The sequence below is a fragment of the Burkholderia territorii genome, from assembly GCF_902833055.1.
GTDB classification, from domain to species: Bacteria; Pseudomonadota; Gammaproteobacteria; order Burkholderiales; family Burkholderiaceae; genus Burkholderia; species Burkholderia territorii.
In genome coordinates this window covers 16,815-40,355 of sequence record NZ_CADFEJ010000028.1, presented here as the reverse complement: position 1 = coordinate 40,355, position 23,541 = coordinate 16,815, and the positions used below count along the sequence as shown (strand labels likewise).

25 protein-coding genes and 1 tRNA gene are annotated in these 23,541 nt (G+C 68.5%); 13 read left to right on the top strand and 13 right to left on the bottom strand.

Features of this window, described 5'->3' with window-relative positions:
* Window positions 1–83 precede the first annotated feature (83 nt).
* On the top strand, window positions 84–851 hold the full coding sequence (locus HW466_RS28685; RefSeq protein WP_174905972.1) for a Mut7-C RNAse domain-containing protein: 768 nt from the start codon (window positions 84–86) through the stop codon (window positions 849–851).
* Window positions 852–929: 78 nt separating this feature from the next.
* On the opposite strand, the gene HW466_RS28680 is transcribed toward HW466_RS28685, so the two are convergent.
* Window positions 930–1,163 (bottom strand): hypothetical protein, encoded by a 234-nt coding sequence (locus tag HW466_RS28680; protein WP_059505436.1) that lies wholly within the window; start codon window positions 1,161–1,163, stop codon window positions 930–932.
* A 368-nt stretch (window positions 1,164–1,531) separates the two neighbouring features.
* Between HW466_RS28680 and HW466_RS28675 the strand changes: the two genes are divergently transcribed.
* The 4 genes from HW466_RS28675 to HW466_RS28660 are packed head-to-tail and all read left to right on the top strand — an operon-like array spanning window position 1,532 to window position 5,796.
* Window positions 1,532–2,737 (top strand): efflux RND transporter periplasmic adaptor subunit, encoded by a 1,206-nt coding sequence (locus tag HW466_RS28675; protein ID WP_151006225.1) that lies wholly within the window; start codon window positions 1,532–1,534, stop codon window positions 2,735–2,737.
* A gap of 10 nt (window positions 2,738–2,747) precedes the next feature.
* Window positions 2,748–3,446 (top strand): ABC transporter ATP-binding protein, encoded by a 699-nt coding sequence (locus tag HW466_RS28670; protein ID WP_059452696.1) that lies wholly within the window; start codon window positions 2,748–2,750, stop codon window positions 3,444–3,446.
* 18 nt (window positions 3,447–3,464) lie between these two features.
* Complete coding sequence (locus HW466_RS28665; protein ID WP_151006224.1) at window positions 3,465–4,619, top strand: ABC transporter permease; 1,155 nt, start codon at window positions 3,465–3,467, stop codon at window positions 4,617–4,619.
* Between the two features lie 10 nt (window positions 4,620–4,629).
* On the top strand, window positions 4,630–5,796 hold the full coding sequence (locus tag HW466_RS28660; protein WP_059771958.1) for an ABC transporter permease: 1,167 nt from the start codon (window positions 4,630–4,632) through the stop codon (window positions 5,794–5,796).
* A 13-nt stretch (window positions 5,797–5,809) separates the two neighbouring features.
* Here HW466_RS28660 and HW466_RS28655 read toward each other — a convergent pair whose 3' ends face one another.
* From HW466_RS28655 to HW466_RS28645, 3 genes are all read right to left on the bottom strand, one after another.
* Complete coding sequence (locus HW466_RS28655; protein WP_174905971.1) at window positions 5,810–7,147, bottom strand: carotenoid oxygenase family protein; 1,338 nt, start codon at window positions 7,145–7,147, stop codon at window positions 5,810–5,812.
* A 16-nt stretch (window positions 7,148–7,163) separates the two neighbouring features.
* Entirely contained in the window at window positions 7,164–7,790 is a 627-nt protein-coding gene (locus HW466_RS28650; RefSeq protein ID WP_069229247.1) for a DUF2239 family protein, read from the bottom strand.
* Between the two features lie 137 nt (window positions 7,791–7,927).
* A complete protein-coding gene (locus HW466_RS28645; protein WP_151006037.1) occupies window positions 7,928–8,650 on the bottom strand; it encodes a glutathione S-transferase family protein in 723 nt (240 codons plus the stop codon).
* Between the two features lie 104 nt (window positions 8,651–8,754).
* On the opposite strand from HW466_RS28645, the gene HW466_RS28640 reads away from it, so the two are divergent.
* The 3 genes from HW466_RS28640 (at window position 8,755) to HW466_RS28630 (ending at window position 12,686) form a co-directional block, all read left to right on the top strand.
* Complete coding sequence (locus HW466_RS28640) at window positions 8,755–9,663, top strand: LysR substrate-binding domain-containing protein (RefSeq protein WP_244138243.1); 909 nt, start codon at window positions 8,755–8,757, stop codon at window positions 9,661–9,663.
* 222 nt (window positions 9,664–9,885) lie between these two features.
* Window positions 9,886–11,226, top strand: a complete 1,341-nt coding sequence (locus tag HW466_RS28635) for an MFS transporter (protein WP_059546488.1) — start codon at window positions 9,886–9,888, stop codon at window positions 11,224–11,226.
* Window positions 11,227–11,288: 62 nt separating this feature from the next.
* Complete coding sequence (locus HW466_RS28630; protein ID WP_151006039.1) at window positions 11,289–12,686, top strand: enolase C-terminal domain-like protein; 1,398 nt, start codon at window positions 11,289–11,291, stop codon at window positions 12,684–12,686.
* A gap of 69 nt (window positions 12,687–12,755) precedes the next feature.
* Here the strand turns inward: HW466_RS28630 and HW466_RS28625 are convergent.
* The 5 genes from HW466_RS28625 to HW466_RS28605 all read right to left on the bottom strand — a co-directional run bounded on the left by HW466_RS28625 (window position 12,756) and on the right by HW466_RS28605 (window position 15,210).
* Window positions 12,756–12,831 (bottom strand) — tRNA-Ala (locus tag HW466_RS28625).
* A gap of 66 nt (window positions 12,832–12,897) precedes the next feature.
* Window positions 12,898–13,257 (bottom strand): c-type cytochrome, encoded by a 360-nt coding sequence (locus HW466_RS28620; RefSeq protein ID WP_059505456.1) that lies wholly within the window; start codon window positions 13,255–13,257, stop codon window positions 12,898–12,900.
* Window positions 13,254–14,051: a BON domain-containing protein gene (locus tag HW466_RS28615; protein ID WP_059505624.1), complete on the bottom strand. Its 798-nt coding sequence runs from the start codon at window positions 14,049–14,051 to the stop codon at window positions 13,254–13,256. The genes HW466_RS28620 and HW466_RS28615 overlap by 4 nt, the downstream gene beginning before the upstream one ends.
* A 17-nt stretch (window positions 14,052–14,068) precedes the next feature.
* A complete protein-coding gene (locus tag HW466_RS28610; protein ID WP_060134759.1) occupies window positions 14,069–14,653 on the bottom strand; it encodes an SIS domain-containing protein in 585 nt (194 codons plus the stop codon).
* Between the two features lie 128 nt (window positions 14,654–14,781).
* The gene (locus HW466_RS28605) at window positions 14,782–15,210 is read right to left on the bottom strand and encodes a YraN family protein (RefSeq protein ID WP_239006269.1); all 429 of its coding nucleotides are present in this window, start codon (window positions 15,208–15,210) and stop codon (window positions 14,782–14,784) included.
* A gap of 46 nt (window positions 15,211–15,256) precedes the next feature.
* Here HW466_RS28605 and rsmI point away from each other — a divergent pair, with 46 nt between their 5' ends.
* Window positions 15,257–16,135: a 16S rRNA (cytidine(1402)-2'-O)-methyltransferase gene (gene rsmI, locus HW466_RS28600; RefSeq protein WP_059505460.1), complete on the top strand. Its 879-nt coding sequence runs from the start codon at window positions 15,257–15,259 to the stop codon at window positions 16,133–16,135.
* Between the two features lie 94 nt (window positions 16,136–16,229).
* Here the strand turns inward: rsmI and HW466_RS28595 are convergent, their stop codons facing one another.
* Complete coding sequence (locus HW466_RS28595; protein WP_059452653.1) at window positions 16,230–16,841, bottom strand: septal ring lytic transglycosylase RlpA family protein; 612 nt, start codon at window positions 16,839–16,841, stop codon at window positions 16,230–16,232.
* Window positions 16,842–17,500: 659 nt separating this feature from the next.
* Here HW466_RS28595 and HW466_RS28590 point away from each other — a divergent pair.
* The 3 genes from HW466_RS28590 to HW466_RS28580 all read left to right on the top strand — a co-directional run bounded on the left by HW466_RS28590 (window position 17,501) and on the right by HW466_RS28580 (window position 19,351).
* Complete coding sequence (locus HW466_RS28590) at window positions 17,501–18,145, top strand: MBL fold metallo-hydrolase (protein WP_059452652.1); 645 nt, start codon at window positions 17,501–17,503, stop codon at window positions 18,143–18,145.
* Window positions 18,142–18,801, top strand: coding sequence for a 3'-5' exonuclease family protein (locus HW466_RS28585; RefSeq protein WP_060257084.1), 660 nt, complete (start codon window positions 18,142–18,144; stop codon window positions 18,799–18,801). The genes HW466_RS28590 and HW466_RS28585 overlap by 4 nt, the downstream gene beginning before the upstream one ends.
* Window positions 18,802–18,880: 79 nt before the next feature.
* Window positions 18,881–19,351, top strand: a complete 471-nt coding sequence (locus HW466_RS28580) for an Lrp/AsnC family transcriptional regulator (protein ID WP_006477376.1) — start codon at window positions 18,881–18,883, stop codon at window positions 19,349–19,351.
* A 33-nt stretch (window positions 19,352–19,384) separates the two neighbouring features.
* Here the strand turns inward: HW466_RS28580 and HW466_RS28575 are convergent, their stop codons facing one another.
* The 3 genes from HW466_RS28575 to HW466_RS28565 all read right to left on the bottom strand — a co-directional run bounded on the left by HW466_RS28575 (window position 19,385) and on the right by HW466_RS28565 (window position 22,086).
* Window positions 19,385–20,542: a cation diffusion facilitator family transporter gene (locus tag HW466_RS28575; RefSeq protein WP_059505462.1), complete on the bottom strand. Its 1,158-nt coding sequence runs from the start codon at window positions 20,540–20,542 to the stop codon at window positions 19,385–19,387.
* 237 nt (window positions 20,543–20,779) lie between these two features.
* Entirely contained in the window at window positions 20,780–21,073 is a 294-nt protein-coding gene (locus HW466_RS28570) for an H-NS histone family protein (protein ID WP_006491875.1), read from the bottom strand.
* Window positions 21,074–21,426: 353 nt separating this feature from the next.
* Complete coding sequence (locus HW466_RS28565; RefSeq protein ID WP_174905969.1) at window positions 21,427–22,086, bottom strand: HugZ family pyridoxamine 5'-phosphate oxidase; 660 nt, start codon at window positions 22,084–22,086, stop codon at window positions 21,427–21,429.
* 223 nt (window positions 22,087–22,309) lie between these two features.
* Between HW466_RS28565 and HW466_RS28560 the strand changes: the two genes are divergently transcribed.
* Window positions 22,310–23,524 carry an MFS transporter gene (locus tag HW466_RS28560; RefSeq protein ID WP_060347752.1) on the top strand — a complete coding sequence of 405 codons (1,215 nt, stop codon included), beginning with the start codon at window positions 22,310–22,312 and terminating at the stop codon, window positions 23,522–23,524.
* Window positions 23,525–23,541 lie beyond the last annotated feature (17 nt).

Here is a 23,541-nt window from a genome sequence, read left to right as displayed (position 1 = left end):
GACTCGTGAAGCGGGGAGTTAAACACAGATGGCGGCGGCCTGCAGGCCCGGCAGCCGGGCGGGCGCGGTGCGATACTGCGCGCATGGCGACCGCGACCTTCCGCTTCCACGGCGAACTGAACGCGTTTCTCGCTCGCCCCCGGCGAGAACGCGCGTTCGCGCATGCGTTTGCGGCCGACGCGACGCTCAAGCACGCGATCGAGGCGCTCGGCGTTCCGCATACGGAGATCGGCCGACTTTGCGTGAACGGCGCGCCGTCTGCCCTCGACCGGCCGCTCGGCGACGGCGACCGCGTCGACATCCATCCGCAGCGCGCGCAGCCTTCGGCCGCGCCAGCGCTGCCGCAACCGGACCGCTGGCGCTTCGTCGCCGACGCGCACCTCGGCGGCCTTGCGCAGCTGCTGCGCCTGGCCGGCTTCGACACATGCTACGACAATCATTACCGCGACGACGAACTCGTCGCGCTCGCGTCCCGCGAAAACCGGATCGTGCTGACGCGCGACCGCGAGCTCCTGAAGCGCCGCGCGGTCGTGCGCGGCTGCTACCTGCATGCACAGCAGCCGGACGCGCAATTGCGCGAGCTGTTCGTGCGGCTCGATCTCGCGCCGCACATGCGGCCGTTCCGGCTATGCCTGCGCTGCAACGCGCCGCTGCACGCGCTCGACGCGGCGGACGCCGCACCGCGCGTGCCGGCCGGTGTCCAGCAGCGGCACCGGCGCTTTGCCGCGTGCGACGTGTGCCGGCGGGTGTTCTGGGAGGGATCGCACTGGCGGCGCATGCGCGCGGTGGTCGATGCGATGCGCGCGCCGCCGCCCGGTGCCCCCGACGTTCCGGACGTGGCCGGCGCCTGAAAAAACAAAACCCCGCAGGCCGAAGCGTGCGGGGTTTCACGACGGGCGGCCGGCAGCGCCGGCCCCGGCGAAGCGTGCTTAGTTCTGCGCGCCTGCGTCGTTCGTGCCAGCTGCCGATGCAGCCGCAGCCTTCGCCTGGCCCTTCTTCGAGCCGTGGTGCTTCAGCTGGTGCTTCGGCTTGCTGTGATCCTTCTTCATCGGTGCGGAAGCGGGAGCCATTGCGTCGGCTGCCGGCGCCGACGCCTGTGCGAATGCCGAAACCGATGCGAGAGCGAATGCTGCGGTCATGATCGAAGCGAGCGTCTTCTTCATTGTTCTTCCTTTAGCGGAGAAAAAGTCAAACGTACCGGTAAGAGATGCGAGGCATCCGCATCGGAACATCAGCCGCGCCGGGTCGCCGGTCGCCGCCGGACGGGCCGGCTGTCGCCATTCCGCGTCGGCAAATGCTGATGCACTGGCTCCATAACGCCGCTCCCGCACGACGAGTTGACATGCGGCTTGCATCCTTCGGGTTTCCCCGGGGGCGCCGGTTTCGGGCCCGCGCGACGCGCCGCCCGGCATGCGTCGATCATCCGGCGAACCGGCTCTCGCGCGCGTCGCGGCGACGCTATACTGGCCTCCTTCCGTCCCCAACCGGACGCGGCCGGTTCCGAGACCGCCGCCGTCGCAAGGCGCCCAAATTGCCCGATCACAATCTGGACAAACTGAAAATCGACCGGCGTCCGATCGCGCCCGCGCCACGCCGGCGCCGGTGGGTCCGCTTTGCGGTCGCAGCCGCGCTCGTCATCGCCGCGATCGTCGCCGTGCTGGCGCTCACCGGCCGCCCGACGGTCGACACGACCGCCGTCACGTCCGCCTACCCGTACCAGAACGACACCCAGCTCAACGCGACCGGCTACGTCGTGCCGCAGCGCAAGGCCGCGGTCGCGTCGAAGGGCCAGGGGCGCGTCGAATGGCTCGGCGTGCTGGAAGGCACGCGCGTGAAGAAGGACGAGATCATCGCGCGGCTCGAAAGCCGCGACGTGCAGGCGTCGCTGGCGCAGGCGCGCGCGCAGGTGCAGGTCTCCCGCGCGAACCTCGGCGTCGCGCAGGCGGAGCTGAAGGACGCCGAAATCGCGCTGCGCCGCACTGCCGCGCTCGCGCCGAAGGGCGCGGTGCCGGCCGCGCAACTCGACATCGACACGGCCCGCGTGAACAAGGCGCGCGCGTCGGTCAACAGCGACGAGGCCGCGATCGCATCCGCCGAAGCCAATGCGCAAGCCGCGCAGGTCGCGGTCGACCAGACGGTGATCCGCGCGCCATTCGACGGCATCGTGCTGGCAAAGCACGCGAACGTCGGCGACAACATCACGCCGTTCTCGTCCGCGTCGGACAGCAAGGGCGCGGTCGTGACGATCGCCGACATGGACACGCTCGAAGTCGAGGCAGACGTGGCCGAATCGAACATCGCGAAGATCCGCACGGAGCAGCCGTGCGAGATCCAGCTCGACGCGCTGCCCGACATGCGCTTCGCGGGCCGCGTGTCGCGCATCGTGCCGACCGTCGACCGCTCGAAGGCGACGGTGCTCGTGAAGGTGCGCTTCGTCGACCGCGACGAGCGCGTGCTGCCCGACATGAGCGCGAAGATCGCGTTCCTGTCGAAGCCCGCGTCGCCGCAGGACCGGCAGCCGGTGACCGCCGTGCAGGCGAGCGCGGTGGTCGAGCGCGACGGCCGGCCGGTCGTGTTCGTCGTGCAGGACGACACCGTGCACACCGTGCCGGTGACCCGAGGCGCGCGGATCGGCGAGCTCGTCGCGATCCGCGGCGTGAAGCCCGGCGACACGGTCGTGCTCGCGCCGGGCGCGAAACTGCAGGACGGCGCGAAAGTGGCCGTCGCGAAGAAGTAGCGTGGCGCGCGTGAACGACGCCGCGCCGCCGCTCGTCGAGCTCAGCCACGTCGCGAAGTCGTACCGGCGCGGCAACCAGGTCGTGCCGGTGCTGACCGACATCACGCTCGACATCGGCGAAGGCGACTTCGTCGCGCTGATGGGGCCGTCGGGTTCGGGCAAGAGCACGCTGCTCAACCTCGTTGCCGGCATCGACCGGCCCGACAGCGGCGAGCTGCGCGTGGGCGGCCTCGACATCTCGCGGCTCGAGGAAGCGCAACTGGCCGAATGGCGCGCGGCGAACGTCGGCTTCATCTTCCAGTTCTACAACCTGATGCCCGTGCTCACCGCGTTCGAGAACGTCGAGCTGCCGCTGATGCTCACGCACCTGTCGCGCCGCGAACGCCGCGAGCGCGTCGAGCTGGTGCTCGACATGGTGAATCTCGGCGACCGCACGAGCCATTACCCGTCCGAGCTGTCGGGCGGCCAGCAGCAGCGCGTCGCGATCGCGCGCGCGTTGATCACCGATCCGGTGCTGATCGTCGCCGACGAACCGACCGGCGACCTCGACCGCGCATCGGCCACCGACGTGCTCGCGATGCTGCAGCGGATGAACGCCGAGCTCGGCAAGACGATCATCATGGTGACCCACGATGCGCACGCGGCTGCCGCCGCGCGCTCGCTCGTGCATCTGGAAAAAGGGGAACTGATCGGTGGGCACGCCGTCTGACGGACAGGAGCGCGCGCGATGTACGTGCTGAAGCTGATCGCGCGCAATGCGCTGCGGCACCAGCTGCGCACGCTGCTGACCGTGCTCGGGCTGACCATCGCGGTGCTGGCGTTCGGGCTGCTGCACACCGTCGTCGACGCGTGGTACGCGGGCGCGGCCGCCGCCTCCAGCGGCCGGCTCGTCACGCGCAACGCGATCTCGCTCGTGTTCCCGCTGCCCGTCAGCTACGAGAACCGGATCCGCGGCGTCGACGGCGTGACCGCCGTGGTGCGCTCGAACTGGTTCGGCGGCATCTACCGCGACCCGAAGAACTTCTTCGCGAGCTTCGCGGTGTCGGAGAACTATCTCGACCTGTATCCGGAATTCATCCTGCCGGCGCAGCAGCGCGCCGACTACGACCGCGACCGGCGCGGCTGCCTCGTCGGGCGCCAGCTCGCCACGCAGTTCGGCTTCAAGGTCGGCGACGTGATTCCGCTGAAAGGCACGATCTATCCGGGCACGTGGGACTTCGTCGTGCGCGGCATCCTCGACGGCCGCGACGACTCGACGATCACGCGCCAGCTGGTGTTCCACTGGGACTACCTGAACGAGACGGTGCGCAAGCGCACGCCGAAGCAGGCCGACCAGGTCGGCGTGTTCGTGCTCGGCGTCGCGAATCCGGACGACGGCGCCGCGATCGCGCGCAACGTCGACGCGGTGTTCAGGAACTCGCTCGCCGAAACGCTGACCGAGACCGAGCAGGCGTTCCAGCTCGGCTTCGTCGCGATGTCGAACCAGATCATCGCGGCGATCCGCGTCGTGTCGTTCGTGGTGATCCTGATCATCCTGGCCGTGATGGCCAACGCGATGGCGATGAGCGCGCGCGAACGCACCGCCGAATACGCGACGCTCAAGGCGCTCGGCTTCGGCCCCGGCTTTCTCGCAATGATCGTGTTCGGCGAATCGGTCGTGATCGCGGTGGCGGGCGGCGGGCTCGGGATGCTCGCGACGCCGCCGGCCGCCAGCATCTTCAAGCAGGCCGCCGGCGGCATCTTCCCGGTATTCAAGGTGTCGACCGAAACGTTGGCGCTGCAGGCCGCGTGCTCGGTCGCGGTCGGCCTCGCGGCCGCGCTCGTGCCGGCGTGGCAGGCGGCGCGCGTGCGCGTGGTCGAAGGCCTGCGGGCGATCGGGTAGGCGGCCGCCGATGACGATTCCGCTCACCTACATCGCGCGCAACCTGTGGACGCGCCGGCTCACCACCGCGCTCACCGCGGGCGGGATGGCGCTGGTGATCTTCGTGTTCGCGACCGTGCAGATGCTCGACGCCGGTCTCACGCAGACGCTCGTGTCGACCGGCGAAGCGGACAACGTCGTGGTGATCCGCAAGGGCGCGGAAACCGAGATCCAGAGCGCGATCGACCACCAGCAGGCCAACGCGCTCGAGATGCATCCGGCCGTGGCGCTCGGCCCCGACGGCCGGCCGCGGGTGTCGAAGGAAGCCGTCGTGCTGATCTCGCTCGTGAAGACGTCGAGCGGCAAGCCGTCGAACGTCGTGATCCGCGGCGTGTCGCCGGCCGGCCTCGCGCTGCGCCCGCGCGTGAAGCTGGTGGCCGGTCGCCCGTTCGCGCCGGGCTCGTCGGAGATCGTCGTCGGCAGCGCGATCGCGAAAGGCTTCAGCGGCACGCAGCTCGGCGACCGCCTGCATTTCGCGCAGCGCGACTGGACCGTCGTCGGCATCTTCGACGCGGGCGGCAGCGGCTTCGATTCGGAGATCTGGGGCGACGTCGACCAGCTGATGCAGTCGTTCCGGCGCACCAGCTATTCGTCGATGGTGCTGCGCATCCCGAGCGCCGACGGCTTCGCGCGCTTCAAGGCCGACATCGACGTCGACCCGCGGCTGACCGACGAAGCGAAGCGCGAGCAGACGTTTTACGGCGACCAGTCGAAGGCGCTGTCGACCTTCATCAACATCCTCGGCATCACGCTGTCGACGATCTTCTCGATCGCCGCGATGATCGGCGCGATGATCACGATGTACGCATCGGTCGCGAACCGCACCGCCGAGATCGGCACGCTGCGCGCGCTCGGCTTCAAGCGCGCGAACGTGCTCGCCGCGTTCCTGCTGGAGGCGCTGCTGCTCGGCTTCGTCGGCGGCGTCGCCGGGCTCGCGTGCGCGTCGTTGATGGAGTTCGCGTCGTTCTCGACCACCAACTTCCAGACTTTCTCCGACCTGTCGTTCCGCTTTGTGCTGACGCCCGCGATCGTCGCGAAGACGCTGCTGTTCTCGCTCGTGATGGGCCTTGTCGGCGGCTTCCTGCCGGCGATGCGCGCCGCGCGGCTGAACATCGTCGACGCGCTGCGCGCGCAGTGACGCGCGCGGCCGGTCACGCGCGGCGCTCGCGCGGCACCCAGGCGCCGTGGAATCCGGCCGGCACGCGGCGCGGCAGGTGCACCGTCGCGACCGGCGCCGCGTCGATCGCGCGCGCATCGAGGATCACGACATCGCTCGTATCGGTGGCCGCGCGATAGACCATCACCAGCAGCCAGCCGTCGTCCTCGTCGGTGCCGCCCGGGCGCGGCACGAACACCGGCTCGCCGTTCTGGTCGCCGGCCGGCACCGCGTAACGGGTCGTCGTGCCGCGCACGTGGTCGAAACGCATCACGCCGCGCATCTCGGCGTTGTTCGGTTGCTCGACCGAATACAGGTAGCGGTACGGGCGGCCCGTCCGGCTTTCGTTGATGCGCGGCAGCTCGATGCCGCCGTCGGCGAGCGGCCCCTCGTCGATCAGCCCGTTCGCGGTATCGATCACGTAGCGCCACAGCTCGCCGACCGGGTTGTCGGCGAAGCGGCCCGTGCGCGCGTCGAGCCGCAGGAACCACGGATAGCGCACCGCATCGAGCACGATGCACGACGCGTCGCAGTCGTACGCGTTCACGACGTGCTGGATGAAGCACGGCTCGATGCCGAACCAGTGCACATCGCCGCCGTGACGCGGGATCACGCCGATCCGCGCGTCGCGATCGTCGTGCCAGCGCAGCGGCATCCGGTGCCCCTGTTTCAGCATCGCGAAGTCGTAGCCGACGTTCAGGTCGAGCAGCAGGCTGCGCGTCTCGGTGATCGCGAGGTCGTGCATCATCGACGGCGCGCGCAGGTCGACGGCGAGGTCGACGCGCTGCTCGCCGTGCGCATCCGCGACGCCGTAGCGCAGCCACGGCGTGCGCCAGTCCGCGCGAAACAGGATCAGCTCGCCCGTCACCGGGTCGACCTTCGGATGCGCGGTCATCGCGCCGTCGAATGCGGGATGCCGCGCGGGCGCACCGAACGTGTCGAGCGCGGCCGTGATCGCGAGCGGCGCGCCGCCTTCGGCCAGCGCGAGCAATTCGCCGGCGTGCTGCACGACGTTTACGTTCGGGTTCGTGTCGGGCAGGTGCGGCGCCTGTTTCGGCGCGTGCACATTGGCCCAGCGGCGCGTGCGCGCCCAGCGGTTCCGGTAGCCGGCCGCGCGGCCGCGTTCGAATGCGATCGCGTGCAGCATCGCCGCTTCGGGCCACCACGACAGCACGTCGTTGCCGTCGAAACGGCCGCCCAGCGGGTTCGGGCCGTTGCGCAGCAACGTGCCGTCGAGTTCGGGCGGGATCGTGCCCGTCACGCGCAGGTCGACGACGTCGATTTCGTCGGCGACCGGCGCGATCGCGCCGCGGTTCAGATCGAAGGTCGTCATCGCGCCGTGTGCTCCGTCAGCAGTCTTCGGTCGACGGCGGCAGATCGCCGCGCGCCAGCGCGAGCGCATGATCGCGCACGTCGTCCGGCCAGCCGGCGATCAGCTCGGCCATCCGCGCGAGGTCGTTCGCGTACAGCGCACGCGCGGCCTCCTCGAAATTCGGCAGATCGCCCGCAAGCGCGGACATGAAGTGGTACGCGCGCGTTTGTGCGTCGCGACGCCGGTCGGCCGCCGCGTGCGTGCGCCGTGCGTCCTCCACCAGCTTGCGCAGCGCGACGGACGCGCCGCCCGGCTGCGCGGCGAGCCAGTCCCAGTGGCGCGGCAGCAACGTGACCTCGCGCGATACCACGCCGAGCTTCGGACGGCCGCGGCCGCGTTGTTCGGCCGTGCCCGCCGACTCGCCGACCGGCGCGGATGCGTCGCGTGGCACCGGCGCGTAACGCGCGCGGATATCGTCCGCCGTGCCGCGCAGGTCGAGGTCGATCGCGCGGCCCGTCGTGTCGTCGAAGATCGCGATCGTGCCGGACATCGTGTCGCCGTACGCCTGCCGGATCGCGACCGCGACCGTCGCGAGCGAGCCCGACGCGACGCGCCGATGGCCGTCGAATGCCGTACAGGAAGGAATCAAGGTGGAAAGCGTCATCGTGGCCGCCCATGGGCAGAAATCGGAATGGCGCTATTTTTATCCGGGTATAAATTGATTGTCAATATCGCCCGGGTAAAAATCGCCGATTCCGAGCCCTTCGCGGACGACCGCATCGCTCGGTCGTCCTGCCCGATTCAGGCCGGCGTCGCCGTCACGCGTGCGCTGGCGAGCGCGTCTTCGAGCGACACATGCCCGTGGAACGCCTGCGATGCCGGCAGCGGCAGGTTTTCCTCGATCGCATGCGCGAACTGCACGCCGGCGTCGTCCGCGAGCCGCGCGCGCAGCGCGGCGATGCGCGCGAACGCATCGCGCTCGAACACCGCGTGATAGTCGGCCCACCGGGCGATCCCGGCGAAATACGCGTCGGCGAGCGTACGCCGCGCGCCGAGCAGCCACGGACCGTCGCCGCGCGCGAGCAGCGCTTCGAGGTGACGATGCGCATTCAGCACCTTGCGGCGGCCATATGCCTGCAATGCGTCCTTCTCCGCGCCTTCGGTGCCGTGCTCGTACACGTGCCAGAGCGCACCGAACGCACTGAAGAACGTCGTGTTCAGCCACGCGAGCATCCGGTTCAGCTGGTCGAAATCCGCGCTGCCCTGCCGGAACGCGAGGCCGCTGTCGAGCGCATGCGCGCCGACATGACCGAGGATCGCGACGCTTTCGGTCAGCACGTCGCCGTTCGCGGTCACGAACGCCGGCGTCTCGGCGGCCGGGTTCAGCGCGCAGAACGCATCGCTCTTCACGAGGCCGGGCATCGTGATGCGCGACAGCCGGTACGGCTGGCCGGCCCATTCGAGCGCGACGATCGAGCCGAACGAGCAACCCGCCGGAACGCCGTAGAGAAGGATCGGGGACATGATGGTCTCACTGAAGTTGATCGAGCGATCATGCTCCCACGACGAACGATGATGCAGTAGCCGCTAGAATCGAAACCCGTCGTTTCTTCTGGTGGACGCTGACAGTGAACTTGAACGATCTGTATCTCTTCGTGCAGGCGGTCGACGCGGGAAGCATGTCGGCGGCCGCACGCCGCCTCGACCTGCCGAAATCGACGGTCAGCAAGCGGGTGGCCGAGCTCGAGCGCACGCTCGGCGCGCGGCTCGTGCATCGCACGTCGCGCAGCTTCCGGCTGACGCCGGTCGGCACCGAGTTCTTCGAGCATGCGCGCGCGGCAGTGATCGAGGCCGAAAGCGCACGCGACGCGGTGTTGCGGCAGGCGGCCGAACCGGCCGGCGTGGTGCGGATCACGAGTTCGGTGCCGGTCGCGCAGCACATCCTCGCGCCGTGCCTGCCGGCGCTGGCGATCGCGCATCCGAAGCTACTGCTGCAAATTCATGCGAGCGACCGGCTCGTCGACATTGCCCAGGAAGGCTTCGATATCGCGGTACGCAGCCATTTCGCGCCGCTTCCCGATTCCGCGCTCGTGCAACGGCCACTGGCCACGTCACCGATCGTCGCCGTCGCATCGCCGGCCTATCTCGCGCGCGCCGGCACACCGGACGCGCCGGCCGATCTCGCACGGCACGACGGACTTCATCCGGACCAGCAGCCGTGGCGGCTGCAGCTCGACGGCGAAACCGTCGACGTCGCGCCGCGCATCCGGCTGCTGGCCGATGAATCGACGCTGCTGTTGCAGGCCGCAACGGCCGGCCTCGGGATCGCGTGCCTGCCCGACTGGATCGCCGGCGCCGCGCTCGCGTCGGGCGCGCTGGTGCGCGTGCTGCCCGGCTGGCGGGCCGGCACCGTCACGACGACGTTGCTGATGCCGCACCGGCGCGGCCAATTGCCCGGCGTGCGTGCCGCCGTCGAGTTTCTCGCGCAACACGTGGCGGCCCATCACGGCGCAGGCGCGAACGACACGCGTGCGTAAAGGCGTCCCTCGACGCGGCCTTCTCCGCCAACCGATTCAATTCCTGAATCGATCAAGTCAGCAATTGGCATGAAAGCGCGATTTTCGCCATGACAGAATGGGCCGGACGCCCTGCCTCGCTGCATCGGCGTCCGGCCACGGCCGGCAGCACCGCCACGACAAAACGCGCGCACCGACGCGCAGCCGCACGACGGCACCTTCCGCCCTTCGGAGGAGACAGTCATGAATCCGCTTCACGCATTGCCGGCGTCCGCATCGGCAACGGCCCGGCGCACCCGCGTGCGCTGGCTCGTGCTGACCGTGCTGTTCGCGGTCACGACGATCAACTACGCGGATCGCGCGGCGATCGCGATCGCGGGCCCGGCGCTTGCGCGCGCGATGCACCTGAGCCACGTGCAGATGGGCTTCATCTTCTCGGCGTTCGGCTGGTCGTACGTGATCGCGCAACTGCCGGGCGGCTGGCTGCTCGACCGCTTCGGGTCGCGCATCGTCTATGCGTTCAGCATCTTCTTCTGGTCTCTGTTCACGCTGCTCCAGGGCGGCATCGGCTTCTTCGGCGGCGCGGCCGCGTTCGCGCTGCTGTTCGGGTTGCGCTTTCTGGTCGGCGCGGCCGAGGCGCCGTCGTTCCCGGCCAACAGCCGGATCGTCTCCGCATGGTTTCCGGCCGCGGAGCGCGGCACCGCGTCGGCGATCTTCAATGCGGCCCAGTACGCGGCGACCGTCGTGTTCGCGCCGGTGATGGGCTGGCTCGTGCACGCGTACGGGTGGCAGTCGGTATTCGCGGTGATGGGCGTGCTCGGCTTCGCGTTCGTGCTGGTGTGGAACCGCACGATGTACGACCCGAAGGCGCACCCGCGCATCAACGGCGCGGAGCTCGACTACCTCGCCGAAGGCGGTGCGCTCGTCAACATCGACCAGGCGACGGGCGCGCGCGACGGCGGCCCGTCGATGCGCCACGTGAAGGCGCTGCTGAGGAACCGGATGCTCGTCGGCGTATACGTCGCGCAGTACTGCATCAACGCCCTCACCTATTTCTTCATCACGTGGTTTCCCGTCTATCTCGTGCAGGCGCGCGGGATGTCGATCCTAAATGCGGGGCTCGTCGCGTCGATCCCGGCCGTGTGCGGGTTCCTCGGCGGGATTCTCGGCGGCATCGTGTCCGACGCGCTGCTCAAGCACGGCCAGTCGCTGTCGGTCGCGCGCAAGGTGCCGATCGTGATCGGCATGCTGCTGTCGATGTCGATGATCGTCTGCAACTACACCGATTCGCACGTGCTCGTCGTGCTGTTCATGGCGCTGTCGTTCTTCGGCAAAGGGCTCGGCGCGCTCGGCTGGGCCGTCAACGCGGACACCGCGCCGCGCCAGATCGCCGGGCTGAGCGGCGCGCTGCTCAACACGTGCGGCAATCTTTCCAGCATCACGACGCCGATCGCGATCGGCTACATCGTCGACCGCAGCGGCTCGTTCAACGGCGCGCTGGTGTACGTCGTCGCGCACGCGCTCGTCGCCGTGATCTGCTACCTGTTCGTCGTCGGCGAGATCCGCCGCGTCGAGCTGAACTGAACCGCGCGGGCCGCGCCGGCGCGTCCGGCGGCCCGTGCATGACCGGAACCAGGAGCGAACCGATGTCCGAATCCCGCCGTGCCGGCACGCCGCGCGTCACGCGCATGCGAGTGATCCCCGTCGCCGGCCGCGACAGCATGCTGCTGAACCTGTGCGGCGCGCACGCGCCGTATTTCACGCGCAACCTCGTGATCCTCGACGACAGCAGCGGCCACACGGGCGTCGGCGAAGTGCCCGGCGGCGAAGGCATCCGCCACGCGCTCGAACGGATGACCGATCTCGTGGTCGGCCAGTCGATCGGTCATTACCAGGCAACGCTCAACGCGGTGCGCGCGGCGCTGTCCGGCACCGGTGCGGGCGCCGGACGCACGATCCGGCACGAGGTAACGTCGGCGGGGGAGGCGGCCGTGCTGCGCCAGCCGCACGAGATCAACCTGCGGCTCGACAACGTGATCACCGCGATCGAGGCCGCGCTGCTGGACCTGCTCGGCCAGCATCTCGACGTGCCGGTTGCGGCGCTGCTCGGCGAGGGCCAGCAGCGCGACGCGGTGCCGATGCTCGCGTACCTGTTCTACATCGGCGAGCGGCGCCGCACCGATCTGCCCTATCGCGACGAGACGCACGCGGCCGATCCGTGGTTCCGGCTGCGCAACGAAGCCGCGCTCACGCCGGCCGCGATCGCGCAGCAGGCCGAGGCGGCCGTCGAGCGCTACGGCTTTGCCGATTTCAAGCTGAAGGGCGGCGTGATGACCGGCGCGGACGAGATGGAGGCGATCGCGGCCATCAAGACGCGCTTTCCCGACGCGCGCGCGACGCTCGACCCGAACGGCGCGTGGTCGCTCGATGAAGCCGTCGCGCTGTGCCGCGGGCAAGGTCATCTGCTCGCGTACGCGGAGGATCCGTGCGGCCCGGAAGCCGGCTACTCGGGCCGCGAGACGATGGCCGAATTCAGGCGGGCCACCGGCATCCCGACGGCGACCAACATGATCGCGACCGACTGGCGGCAGATGGATCACGCGGTGCGGCTGCAAGCCGTCGACATTCCGCTCGCCGATCCGCACTTCTGGACAATGCAGGGTTCGGTGCGGCTTGCGCAGTTGTGCCGCGACTGGGGGCTCACCTGGGGTTCGCATTCGAACAACCACTTCGACGTGTCGCTGGCGATGTTCACGCACGCGGCGGCGGCGGCGCCCGGCACGATCACCGCGATCGACACGCACTGGATCTGGCAGGAAGGCGACGCGCGGCTCACGCGCGAGCCGCTCGAGATCGTCGGCGGACGGGTGAGCGTGCCCGAGCGGCCGGGGCTCGGGATCGAACTCGACATGGCGCAGGTCGAGGCCGCCCATGCGCTTTACGAACAAGTCGGCGGCACGGCGCGCGACGACGCGATGGCGATGCGGTATCTCGTGCCGGGCTGGACGTACGATCCGAAACGGCCGAGTTTCGGGCGCAGGTGATCGCGGCGGCGCGGGCTCGCGGAAAAGCAAAAAGGGCCCGGTCTTGCGACCGAGCCCTTCGAAGTTCGTTGGTGGAGCGGAGGAGGATCGAACTCCCGACCTTCGCATTGCGAACGCGACGCTCTCCCAGCTGAGCTACCGCCCCAACAGTCGACCATCATACACATGCATTTCCGCGCTTGGCAATAGGGGATCCGTCACCCCCGACGCGTCACTTTGACGGCGCGCCGGCCAGCACCCATTCGACCACGGAACGCAGGTCCGCGTCGCTCATGCGCGGATGGGCCGGCATCGGAATCGCGCCCCAGACGCCGGAGCCGCCGTCCTTCACCTTCTTCGACAGCTTCGCGACGGCCTGCGGATCGGACTTGTAGCGGGCCGCGATGTCCTTGAACGACGGACCGACGAGCTTGCGATCGACTGCGTGGCAGCCCATGCACGCGTTGCCGCGCGCGACCTTGAGACCGTCGCCGACGTCCGCCCGCGCCGTGCCGAGCGCACCGGCCGCGAGTGCCGCGACTGCGGCGCCCTGCACCATCCATTGCCTGATCTTCATTTGCGTCGACTTCATTGCGGCGTGGCCTTCGGGTTGCCCGGATGCACGCTCGACGAATTCGAGATCGGCGCCGGCGGTTGCAACGGCGTGGACTGGACCGACGCATCGGGCACCGCGCCGACGGTCGCGGCATCCGCGGGCGCGGCGGCGGCCGGTGCGCCGGACGCCCCGCTCGGCGTCGCGGCCTGCAATGCCTGCGCGTCCGCCGGCTGGATGTACTGGAACACCTTCACGACCTTCTCGACGCCGGGCACCTGGCTCGCCGCTTCGGCGCCGCGATTGCCTTCGTCGACCGTCACAAGTCCCATCAGGTAGACGTTGCCGCGCTCGCTGACGACCTTGTAGTAGTTGGCCGACAGCCCCTTCGTCGCGATCAGCTCGGACTTCACGCGCCCTTCGAGGTACGAGTCGTTCGCGCGCGACGACAGCGACGACGCCGGCTCGACCGACAGCTCGTTGACGATGCCGTTCACGTTGTTGATGCCGCGCACGATTTCCTCCGCGCGCTGCCTGGATGCGTTGTTCGGCACTTCGCCCGTCAGCAGCACGCGGCGGTTGAACACCGTCACGTTCACGTGCGACTGATCCGGCAGCCCGTTGTTGATCTGCGTGAGCGACTTGACCTGGATCTCGCGATCCTCCGTCTGCGCGCCGAGCGTGCGGCGATCGGTCGCGATCAGCGCGCCGCCGCCGGCAGCCGCCCCCAGCACGCCGAGCACGCAGCCCTGCAGCGACATCGCGAGGCCCGCCGTCAGCGCGGCGAGCAACGTGGTTCTGACGAGCGTCTGTTTGACGCGGCTTTGATTCATCGACGGCTCTCCTTCGTTCAATCCTCACCCAGCAGCATCGCGTCGATGCCGTCGCACAGGCAGTGGATGGTCAGCAGATGGACTTCGTGGACGCGTGCCGCGCGCGAGGCGGGCACGCTGATCGGAATATCGGTGTCGGACAGCGCGGCCGCCACGGCGCGGCCATCGCCGCCCGTCAGCGCGACGACGGTCATCTCGCGCTCGTGCGCCTCGTCGATTGCGGCCAGCACGCGCGGCGACGCGCCGGTCGCGTCGAGCACCAGCAGGATGTCGCCGGTCTGCCCGAGCACACGCACCTGCTGCGCGAACAGCTGATCGGCGGCGGCTGCCCCCGTGAGACCGCCCTGCGACGCATCGGTGGCCAGCGCGATCGCGGGCAGGCCCGGACGCTCGCGCTCGAAACCGCCGACGAGCGACACGGCGAGGTAATGCGCTGCGGCGGCCGACGGGCCATCTCCGCATGCGACGATCTTGTTGCCGTTCGCCAGCGCGGCGAACATCGCGTCGACCGCGGCCGCGATCGGCAACGACAGCGCATCGGCCGCTTCGGCGTGAAGCGCGGCGCTGTCGCGGAAATGTTGCTGAATACGTTCGACTGACATCGATTCCTGGTGAACTGGGCGCGCACGGCTCGCAGCGCGCAACGTCATGGGTGCGGCGAGTTTACCGCACTCCGGTACCCTCCCCGGCGGTATGACGAGAACTCTTTACATCTCGTCACAGCTCGCGGCTACGCGTCGTCGGCACGAAATGCATCGCGCAGCCACTCGAGCCGGCCGGCCTCGAATGCGATCACGTCGAATCGGCATGCGGCCCCCGCGCCGTGCCGCGCCCAGAAATGGAGCGCGGCGGCAATCAGGCGCCCCCGCTTGCGCCAGCCGACGCTCGCGGCCGCGCCGCCATGCCGGGCGCTGCGCCGCGCGCGCACCTCGACGAATACGAGCGTGCCGTCGGGCGAGCGCATCACGAGATCCAGTTCGCCGCCGCGCATCGTCACGTTCGCCGCGACGAACGCGAGACCACGGCGCTCCAGGAACTGCCGCGCGCGCTGCTCGAACGTCGCGCCAATCGATCTGGATCGCGCCTTGCCGGAAAAGTTGCCTGCGCCTGCCGGCGAACCGTGCTCGTTGCCCGGCGCAACCGGCGCTGCGTGGCACAATGCCGTCCTTGTTCCGCTTGCGCCGCGATTGCGCGCATTGCCTGCCATGACTGCCCTCCTCGAACTCGCGCAAACGCAGCACTACCCGGACGCCGCGCTCTACGTGGTCGCGACGCCGATCGGCAACACCGCCGACATCACGCTGCGCGCGCTGCACGTGCTCGGCCTCGCCGACCGCATCGCGGCCGAAGACACCCGCAACACGGGCCAGCTGCTGGCCCGCTACGGGATCTCGAAACCGCTCGTCGCCGTGCATGAACACAACGAGCGCGAAGCCGCGCTACGCGTGATCGAGCTGCTGCGCGCCGGCGAACGCGTCGCGTACGTGTCGGACGCCGGCACGCCCGGCATTTCGGACCCCGGCGCGCGGCTCGTCGATGCCGTGCGCGCGGCCGGCTTCCCGGTGATTCCGCTGCCGGGCGCGAGCGCGGCCGTGACCGCGCTGAGCGTGGCGGGCGACTGGGCCGGCGCGTTCACGTTCGCAGGCTTCCTGCCGCCGAAGCCGAAGCAGCGTGCGAGCGCGCTGCAGGCGCTCGCGCGGCACCCGTACGCGCTGGTGTTCTACGAAGCGCCGCACCGGATCGCGGACACCGTCGCCGCCATCGCCGACGCGTTCGGCCCGGCACGCCGGCTGCTGATCGCACGCGAGCTCACCAAGCTACACGAGCAACTGTTCCAGGGCACCCTGGCCGAAGGACAGAGCTGGCTCGCCGGCGATGCGAACCGGCAGCGCGGCGAGTTCGTTCTGGTCGTCGAAGGCGCGCCGGCCGACGGCGGCGAAGCCGACGACACCGCGCACGACGCGCTGCTCAAGCTGCTGCTGGAAGAAGTGCCCGTGAAGAGCGCGGCGAAGCTCGCGGCCGCGCTGACGGGCGCATCGCGCAACGCGCTGTATGCGCGCGCGCTGGCACTGAAGGAAGGCTGACGCGCGAGCGCGGCGCCTCCCGCCGCGCGGCTCGCGGAAACGAAAAAGGGCTGCCCGAGGGCAGCCCTTTTGCATAAGCGGCCGAACCGCCGCGTTACTTCGACGACAGCGACGCGAACATCTCGTCGCGTGCCTCGCGCGCTTCCTGCGGCGACAGCCCTTCGATCTTCACGCGGCCCGTGCCGGCATGCACGAGGCCGATCATCTTGGCGGCCGCATACGACAGGTCGAGCACGCGGCCACGCTTGAACGGCCCGCGATCGTTGACCTTGACGACGACCCACTTGCCGGTCGACGCGTTGGTTACCTTGATGTACGACGACAGCGGCAGCGTGCGGTGCGCGGCGGTCAGCGCATTCATGTTGAAGCGCTCGCCGTTCGCGGTGCGGCGGCCGTGGAAGTCACGGCCATACCACGATGCCCGGCCGGTCTGACGGAAGTCGGACACGTCCTTGCCGTCGATCGGCTCGGCGTCCGCCAGCGACGACTTCTTCGCGTCCTTGCTGTCGGCCGCCGGCATCGAGGCCAGCGCGGAATCGAAATTCAGTTGCTGCTTGTCGTCGTCCGCTTTCGCGGCAGCGGCCGTCTTGTTGACCGCGTTCTTCTGGTTGGCGCTGCTGGTGGTCTGGCTGGGTGGCACCGCACAGCCCGTCAGCGCAAAAAATAATGCAATGGTCCCGAATCGAGTCGGAAAACGAAAGTTCATCGACGTGTCGCCTTCTGGTTCGGGCCGCACCGATACAACGCTGCTCAACAACGCAGATACGCGGCCCGGACGGCAAATGCGTGCACGCCCCGCTCGGATCACACGAGCAGGCGGCTAGCATGGGCGCGGCTTCGTCTCTGCCGCAACCGTCCTGATTAGTTTTCACGTCTGGCGCAACCTGTCCCCGGCAGCCTGACCAGACCCCACATGCCGCCATCGAACATGGCTTTCACGTTCGCGCGCGTCGCATACGGCCAACGCACAGGAACGGCGGCACAGGCCTCATCCGGCGGCGCGGCAGCAGGGCCGCGGACGGGCGCGCAGCACCCGGCCGGACAAGACGTGAGCACCGAATGCTCGGTGCTGGATACACCGCCGGACTCCCCGGCGGTCGATGCTTGACGGTGAATCCGCGCCCTGTTTTAACGGGGCCGAAACACCAGCGAATTGCGTGAAATTCACGCGCAATGGGCGGCATTATACATAAACCAAAAGCCCGTCTCGAAAAGCGGCCCGTCCGGACCATTGATTCTCACTATGGCCGTAACAATCGGAATGCTCCGGGATTGCCCGGAGCCGCGCGTCCGAGGCCGCTGCGCTGCACCGGCAGGCAGCCCGCGCGACCGGTACAATCGGTCCTTTTAGCCGCCGGTGCCTCCATGAAAGTCACGCTCATTCCGGTCACGCCGTTCCAGCAGAACTGCTCGCTGCTCGTCTGCGAAAAGACCGGCCGCGCCGCCGTCGTCGATCCGGGCGGCGACATCGAACGGATCGAACAGGAGATCGCGCGGCAGAACGTGCAGGTCGAGAAGGTGCTGCTCACGCACGGCCACGTCGATCACTGCGCGGGCGCGAAGGCGCTCGCGACGCACTACGGCGTGCCGATCGTCGGACCGCAGGAAGACGAGCGGTTCTGGATCGAGCAACTGCCGATGCAGAGCCAGCGATTCGGCTTCCCGGCCGCCGAGGCGTTCGAGCCCGACCATTGGCTGAACGACGGCGACACCGTGCAGTTCGGCGACGAGACGCTCGAGGTCTATCACTGCCCGGGCCACACGCCCGGCCACGTCGTGTTCTTCAGCCGCGCCCATCGTGTCGCGATCGTCGGCGACGTGCTGTTCGCCGGCTCGATCGGCCGCACCGATTTCCCGCGCGGCAATCACGCGGATCTCGTACGCTCGATCAAGGAGAAGCTGTGGCCGCTCGGCGACGACGTGACGTTCGTGCCGGGCCACGGCCCGGTGTCGACCTTCGGCGACGAGCGCCGCACGAATCCGTTCGTGTCCGACAAGGTGTTCGGATGAACCAGACCGCCATCCCCGAAATCTACGTCAGCACCGACGTCGAGGCCGACGGCCCGATTCCCGGCCCGCATTCGATGCTGAGCTTCGCATCGGCCGCCTATACCGAGGACAAGCAGCTGATCGCGACGTTCTCGGCGAATCTCGAGACGCTGCCGGGCGCGCAGGCCCACCCCGTGCAGGAAGCGTGGTGGAAGACGGAACCGGAAGCCTGGGCCGCGTGCCGGCGCGACCTGCAGGCGCCCGAGGCCGCGCTCGTCGCGTACGTCGAGTGGGTCGAGGCGCTGCCCGGCAAGCCCGTGTTCGTCGCGATGCCGGCCGGCTTCGATTTCACGTTCATGTTCTGGTACATGATGCGTTTCGCCGGACGCTGCCCGTTCTCGTGGTCGGCGCTCGACATCAAGACGCTCGCGTTCGCGATGACGGGCCTGCCGTACCGCAAGGCGATCAAGCCGCGCTTTCCGAAGCACTGGTTCGACGATCATCCGCACACGCACGTCGCGCTCGACGACGCGATCGAGCAAGGCGCGCTGTTCTGCAACATGCTCGCCGACCTGCGCCGCCAGCAGGCCGCGCTCGCGGGCCTCGCGGTGGGCGACGCCGATCGGTCGGAGCAGGCAGGGGCGGGACAAAATCCCACGGATCCGCGTGCAAATTAGCGAATCTCGCTCAGCGACGCGCCGCCAGATTGCCTTTCCTTTCCCGGCCCTCTAACATTCAGCGTGTTGTAGCTGCCGCATGGAGGCGCAGGTGACGCTCGATTCCTTTTCGCAAAAAATCCTTCGCCTGTTGCAGCTCGACGCGCGCCGTTCCGTGCAGGAAATCTCCGACCAGGTCGGCCTGTCGAGCACGCCGTGCTGGCGCCGCATCAAGGACATGGAACAGTCCGGCGTGATCCAGCGCTACACCGCGCTGCTCGATCGCGAGAAGCTCGGCCTGCACGTGTGCGCGCTCGCGCACGTGCACCTGACCCGCCACAATGAAGGCGGCGTCGAGCAATTCGAGCGCGAGATCGCCACCTGCCCGGAAGTCACCGAGTGTTACAGCACGACGGGCGAGGCCGATTACATCCTCAAGATCGTCGCGCCCGACATCAAGGCCTACGACGTCTTCCTGCACGAACGGATCTTCAAGATCCCGGCCGTGTCGCAGGTGCGCACGAGCGTCGTGCTGCGCGAAATCAAGTTCGACACGCAACTGCCGCTGTAACGCGCGGCTCGCGATCGCACTCGCGGGCGCCGCTCAGGCTTGCGCGGGCAGCCCGCGCGTGAAGCCGATCCGACGCGCGCCGAACTGCCGCTTCAGCGTGTCGACGTCGAGCCGGCCGGCCAGCGCCGCGTCGGTATCGTCGGCGCCGGCGTCGAGCGTCACATCGATCTCGAGCCCGGTGCTCAGGTAGTGCAGGTTGATCGCGGCCGGGTGCAGCCCGCGTTGCGCGAGCGCGGCCTCGAGCCGCGCGGCGATCTCCGCGCGCGGCGGCAGCGCGAGCGCCGGACGGCGCGCCGTGTCGTTCTCCGGGTCGACGTGGATCAGCGCGTCGAGCACGCGCGGATCGCGCAGCACGCGCGCACGTGCGGTTTCCGCGATGTAATGGCCTTCGGACACGGAGATCATCGGATCGACGAGGATGTGCGCGTCGACGAGCGCCGCATCGCCCATCTTGCGCGTGCGCAGGTCGTGCACGTCGCGCACACCCGGCGTCGCCGCGAGCAGCGCGCGGATCTCGGCCGTGTCGGCGGTGTCGAGCGCGCGATCGGACAGATCCTGAAGCGCGTCGTAACCGAACGTCCAGCCCATGCGGGCAACCATGAAACCGACGATCGCCGCGGCGATCGGATCGAGCAGACGCACGCCCGCGAGACTGCCGACGATGCCGATCGCGACGACGAGCGACGAAGCGGCGTCCGAGCGCGCATGCCACGCGTTCGCGACCAGCATCGCCGAACGCACGCGCCGCGCCTCGCGCAGCATGTAGCGGAACAGCGCCTCTTTCGACACGAGCACGGTCAGCGCGACGATCAACGCGGAAAAATGGACGGCCGGGATGTTTTCGAGATTCACGAGACGGTCGCCGGCGCGCCAGAGCATGCCGATGCCGACCGCGATCAGGATCGCGCCGAGAAACAGCGAAGCGACGGTCTCGTAGCGGCTGTGTCCGTAATTGTGATCGGCATCCGGCGACGCACCGCTATGGCGATTCGCCACCAGTACGACAAAATCCGAGATCAAATCGGAAATCGAATGGATGCCATCGGCGATCAATGCCTGCGAATGCGCTACCACGCCGACGACGATCTGAAACGTCGCAAGCACCACATTCAGCACAATACTGACGAGGGTGCTCTTGCGCGCGACCGCGTGCTTATCCGCGCTTTGCGCGTCGTCGGAAAACGTAGACATGAAATACGAGATATCGGTTGGGATACGGAATTCTATCAAACGACGTCCGTCCGATATTCCAGTAACACAAAATTTTCCATTCAAATCAACCGCTTATGCGAACCGGTCGTATTTTCATTCACGCCCCGCTGATGACGTTTTCATGACAAAAAGCATACATTCAGGTGTCGAAATGCAAAGAGCCGCGCTCCTTGACGGATGCGCGGCTCTTTTTGAGGCGTCGACTTAAACGATCGTTTAAATCGCAAACTGTTCGCGGTTCTTGCCGGCGATCCAGCGCGGCGGCTTGCCGCGGCCCGACCACGTCGCGCCCGTTTCCGGATCGCGGTATTTGGCGGCCACGCCTGCGCGCGGACGACCGACCTTGCCTGCCTTCGCACGGCTGAGGCCGAGTTCGGCGAGCGAAAAGCCGTAGTCGGCAATTTTCTGCTTCACGTCATTCAGCACTTCGGCGTATTCGCGCGACTTCGCTTCTTCGATTTGCTTCTCCAGCTTCTCCCGCTGGGCCAGCAGGTCCTTGTAAGAAGACATAGTTTCCCTTTCTATATGACCAATGGCACCGGTCTGCAGCCGGCTCACCATTCATGAATATTTGTGCCTCGGATTTTCGAAGGCAGAGATTAGCACAAAAAAGATTTGATAGAAGCGAGATTCATGAAAATCCCGAGGCCGATTGTGATTCAAACATGTCATTTTGACCGGCCACGGCCTTTTCTCAAATTTTCTCGTGCTTGCATAGAGATTAGGACATTACCGATCCGGTAATCGGCCTATCAATCTACGCAATTACCCTGCATAGCGAAAATCAAAGCTTTCATACGACGACAAGTTTGCAAAAATCGCACTGCGCGGGACGCGCGACGGACAAAACCTTATCCGCGGCGTCACGTGACATTCCGCGCGCTCGCCATCAATCGCTCGCGCAGCGCGCCGGCGTCGGCCGGCATCGGCTCGAACGGCGTGCGCACGCGGCGGCCGTCGCAGCGCCAGTCGGCGCCGTGGCGATCGACGCCGAGCAGCTCGAGCCCGTCGCGGCGCGCGTCGCTCGAGTCGTACGCGTTCCACAACGCCCGTTCGTCGTCGAACGAGAGCGGCGCCAGCGCATCGAGGCTGGTGCCGTCCACCCAGCCCATCCGGCCGAATCCGCCGATATAGCGCAGCCGCTCGATGTCGAGCGCCCAGAACGTGAAATCGCCGAGCGCCAGGTAGCGTGCGGCATCGGGTTCGTAGCGCGTGTAACGCGCGGCGACATGCGGATCGTCGCCGAGCGGCACGAAGCGGCCGAGCAGCGTCGCGCGCTCGGCGTTCAGCACGTCGCCGCCCGGCGCGTCGACGACGAGGAACCCCGCGCGCGGATCGGCGATCAGGTTGCGCGTGTGCTCGGCCAGGCCGCTCACGAGAATCACCGGGCGATGATTCGCATCGGGCGCGAACGGTACGACGGTCGGATACGGAAAGCCTTGCGGATCGCGCGCGTGGGTCGCGAGCGTGCCGAGCGCGCAGCGGTGCAACAGGTGCACGGCAAGGACGGGATCGATGTTCACGGTGACTCCTGCGGTCGGAAAGCCTGGGCGGCAACGGTGGCGACGACGCGCCGCGCTGGAACGTTTCGGGCACGCGGCCTGCGCATCGATGTTACTCGCGGCGGCGGCGCGTCGGGCATCGGCCGGATGGCCAGTGCGCCGGCAAGATCGTAAGCGGTTCGATAGAATCGGACCCATCCGACGGGCGCGACGCGCCCGCGCATCGTCCATTCAAGAGCGCTCCGTGTCCGAAACCTCCTCCCGATCCTCGTCCGACTTCGCCGCGCCGCCCGACGCGCATCGCATGCTGGCCTTGCCGGTCCGCCAGCGCGCACGCACGGCCACGATGGCACTGTTCTTCATCGCCGGCATGATGTACGCGTCGTGGGGCGTGCACGTGCCGACCGTGCGCGACCGGTTCGCCTTGAGCCCGGGCCTGTTGTCGATCGCGCTGTTCGCGGTCGCGGGCGGCTCGATCGCCGCGATGCTGACGATCGCGCGCTGGATCGCGCGCGTCGGCTCGCGCACCGCGTGCCTCGCGGGCGGGCTCGTGATGTCAGCATGCGCGGCGCTGATCCTCGTCGTGCCCGATTACTGGATGCTGCTCGTCGTGCTCGCGCTGTTCGGCTTCTCGATGGCGACGCTCGACGTTGCGATGAACGCGGAGGCGAGCGCGGTCGAGATCGCGCTCGGCAAGCCGATCATGTCGTCGCTGCACGGGATGTTCAGTATCGGCGGGATGTCGGGAGCCGCGGCCGGCGGCGCGTTGCTGTCGGCCGGGATGGCGCCGGCCGCGCATCTCGCGCTGGCGGCGGCCGTCAGCGCGGCGGTGCTGCTCGCCGCGAGCCCGGCCGTGCTGCCGCACGTGCCGCATCACGAACACGCGCACGGCGGCGGCAACCGCTGGCGCTCGCCCGCGCTCTGGATGCTCGGCGGCATCGCACTGATCGCGCTGATCGCCGAAGGTGCGATGTACGACTGGGCGACGGTCTACATGCGCGACGTCGTCGCGGCGAGCCCCGCGCTCGCGAGCGCCGCGTATGCCGCGTTCTCCGGCGGAATGGCCATCGCGCGATTCGCGGGCGACGCGGTGCGCGCGCGTTTCGGCGCGCCGCAGCTCGTGTTCGCGAGCGCGTCGCTCGCGTGCGCCGGGATGATCGGCGCGCTGCTGCTGCCGAACCCGATCGCCGTGCTGACGGGCTTCACGCTGATGGGCCTCGGCCTTGCGAACATGATGCCCGTGCTGTTCGCCGCAGCTGCGCGCGTGAAGGGCATTCACGCGGCCGAAGGTCTCGCGCACGTGGCCGGGCTGGCGTACTTCGGACTGCTGTTCGGTCCGGTCGTGATCGGCGCCGTCGCCCAGGCCGTGAACCTCACCGTCGGCCTGTCGGTCGTCGCGCTGTGCGCGGCACTCGTCGCGGCCGTCGCGCCGAAGGTGCTCGCGCATCTGAAGATCTGAGCGCGCGGCAGCCGCAC

What these genes read in the sequence shown, in the direction of transcription:
- HW466_RS28685 (WP_174905972.1), top strand. Translation starts at nt 84, where the DNA reads ATGGCGACCGCGACCTTCCGCTTCCACGGCGAACTGAACGCGTTTCTC.
- HW466_RS28680 (WP_059505436.1), bottom strand. Translation starts at nt 1,163, where the DNA reads ATGAAGAAGACGCTCGCTTCGATCATGACCGCAGCATTCGCTCTCGCA.
- HW466_RS28665 (WP_151006224.1), top strand. Translation starts at nt 3,465, where the DNA reads ATGTACGTGCTGAAGCTGATCGCGCGCAATGCGCTGCGGCACCAGCTG.
- HW466_RS28660 (WP_059771958.1), top strand. Translation starts at nt 4,630, where the DNA reads ATGACGATTCCGCTCACCTACATCGCGCGCAACCTGTGGACGCGCCGG.
- HW466_RS28655 (WP_174905971.1), bottom strand. Translation starts at nt 7,147, where the DNA reads ATGACGACCTTCGATCTGAACCGCGGCGCGATCGCGCCGGTCGCCGAC.
- HW466_RS28650 (WP_069229247.1), bottom strand. Translation starts at nt 7,790, where the DNA reads ATGACGCTTTCCACCTTGATTCCTTCCTGTACGGCATTCGACGGCCAT.
- HW466_RS28645 (WP_151006037.1), bottom strand. Translation starts at nt 8,650, where the DNA reads ATGTCCCCGATCCTTCTCTACGGCGTTCCGGCGGGTTGCTCGTTCGGC.
- HW466_RS28635 (WP_059546488.1), top strand. Translation starts at nt 9,886, where the DNA reads ATGAATCCGCTTCACGCATTGCCGGCGTCCGCATCGGCAACGGCCCGG.
- HW466_RS28630 (WP_151006039.1), top strand. Translation starts at nt 11,289, where the DNA reads ATGTCCGAATCCCGCCGTGCCGGCACGCCGCGCGTCACGCGCATGCGA.
- HW466_RS28620 (WP_059505456.1), bottom strand. Translation starts at nt 13,257, where the DNA reads ATGAAGTCGACGCAAATGAAGATCAGGCAATGGATGGTGCAGGGCGCC.
- HW466_RS28615 (WP_059505624.1), bottom strand. Translation starts at nt 14,051, where the DNA reads ATGAATCAAAGCCGCGTCAAACAGACGCTCGTCAGAACCACGTTGCTC.
- HW466_RS28610 (WP_060134759.1), bottom strand. Translation starts at nt 14,653, where the DNA reads ATGTCAGTCGAACGTATTCAGCAACATTTCCGCGACAGCGCCGCGCTT.
- rsmI (WP_059505460.1), top strand. Translation starts at nt 15,257, where the DNA reads ATGACTGCCCTCCTCGAACTCGCGCAAACGCAGCACTACCCGGACGCC.
- HW466_RS28595 (WP_059452653.1), bottom strand. Translation starts at nt 16,841, where the DNA reads ATGAACTTTCGTTTTCCGACTCGATTCGGGACCATTGCATTATTTTTT.
- HW466_RS28590 (WP_059452652.1), top strand. Translation starts at nt 17,501, where the DNA reads ATGAAAGTCACGCTCATTCCGGTCACGCCGTTCCAGCAGAACTGCTCG.
- HW466_RS28585 (WP_060257084.1), top strand. Translation starts at nt 18,142, where the DNA reads ATGAACCAGACCGCCATCCCCGAAATCTACGTCAGCACCGACGTCGAG.
- HW466_RS28580 (WP_006477376.1), top strand. Translation starts at nt 18,881, where the DNA reads ATGGAGGCGCAGGTGACGCTCGATTCCTTTTCGCAAAAAATCCTTCGC.
- HW466_RS28575 (WP_059505462.1), bottom strand. Translation starts at nt 20,542, where the DNA reads ATGTCTACGTTTTCCGACGACGCGCAAAGCGCGGATAAGCACGCGGTC.
- HW466_RS28570 (WP_006491875.1), bottom strand. Translation starts at nt 21,073, where the DNA reads ATGTCTTCTTACAAGGACCTGCTGGCCCAGCGGGAGAAGCTGGAGAAG.